The sequence below is a fragment of the Oleiphilus sp. HI0043 genome (genome assembly GCF_001634935.1).
Genome location: NZ_LWEY01001845.1, coordinates 1 through 1282 on the forward strand (window position 1 = coordinate 1; position 1282 = coordinate 1282).

Annotated in this window: 2 protein-coding genes; one reads left to right on the forward strand and one right to left on the reverse strand. The window is 42.0% G+C overall.

The window, feature by feature from the left end; translation table 11 throughout:
* The first annotated feature begins 299 nt into the window (after positions 1-299).
* A complete protein-coding gene (locus tag A3729_RS28295; RefSeq protein WP_068634531.1) occupies positions 300-929 on the forward strand; it encodes a PolC-type DNA polymerase III in 630 nt (209 codons plus the stop codon).
* A 71-nt stretch (positions 930-1000) separates the two neighbouring features.
* Here the strand turns inward: A3729_RS28295 and glpE are convergent.
* Positions 1001-1282, reverse strand: a 282-nt coding sequence (gene glpE / locus A3729_RS28300; RefSeq protein ID WP_068634532.1) for a thiosulfate sulfurtransferase GlpE, incomplete at its 5' end; no start/stop codon positions are given.

The window sequence follows — 1282 nt, forward strand, 5'->3', positions numbered from 1 at the left end:
ACACTATTGTTGCCAGCACTTAAGGAAATCACCCAGAACTAAAGCTATCTCACTTGAGATGGCTTTTTTTCTGCTCATAAAGCTGATGAATTTTCTCAAAGTACTTTTCGATAGTTTTACGGGTTGCCTTGATATGAAATCAGTTAAAAATCAGAGCCTGTTTCTATCCTACCTATAAAAGTTTTATTGCTTTGTCACTCCTCTGTTTTGGAGTCGAGCTTTTCCAAGCATCACCTTATTCTCATCCGGAAGATAGTGTACTCTAAGCGCAAATTAATGATTGGAAATGGCTAGACCTAATGAACGCAAAACGAGCAGATACGATTGTCGTACTGGACTTTGAGACGAGTGGCTTATCTCCTGATATGGGAGAACGTGCGATAGAAATTGGTGCAGTGCTGATTGAAGGTGGGGAGATTACAGATAGCTTTCAATCCCTAATGAACCCCGGTATTCGCATCAGTGCTTTTATTGAAGATTATACCGGTATTAGCAATGCAATGTTGAGCAAGGCGGCTCCCTGTGAAGAGGTGATGAAGCGCTTTAATGATTTTATTGCCGGGCATAACCTAGTCGCTCATAACGCCTCTTTTGATAAACGCTTTCTTGATGCTGAACTATCACGAGTTTCTTGCTCCTATCCGGGAGACTTTGCCTGTTCTTTGCTCGCTTCTAGGCGTATTTTTCAGGATGCGCCGAATCATAAGTTAGGAACTTTGGTTCAGTATGCGAACCTTGATACTGTTAGCTCAATCTCATCGGGTAGTTTTCACCGTGCCTTGTATGATTCAGAGATGACTGCCAAGCTGTGGTTAGCTATGTTAGAGGATATTGGTGAGCGCTACGGTATTTATGATTTACCGTTCTCTTTTATTCAGCAGCTTAGCAAAGTGCCTAAGAAGTCGGTGCATAAGTTTATCAAAGATTAATACGTATCCTTAGTCTTCGATTACCCGGGCTCAGTTAAGTGATTGAAGGGTGATAAAGCAGTAGCTTAGATCTAATCGCCTTGCTGCCATTCAACAAAACCGCCATCAAGACTATACACTTCTCTACAGCCTTGACTGGCGAAAAATTCAGCCGCGCCTTGACTACTGTTGCCGTGATAGCAAACCACAATTAGTGGCTTTTCTTTATCCATGTCAGATAAATACTGTTGTACATTGTCATTCGAAATATGAACCGAGCCTTCTATATTTACTGAAGCAAATGAAGCGGGGTCTCGAATATCCACCAAAGAACACGCCTTCTCCCTCATTAAAGACCTTGCTTGCGGAACTGA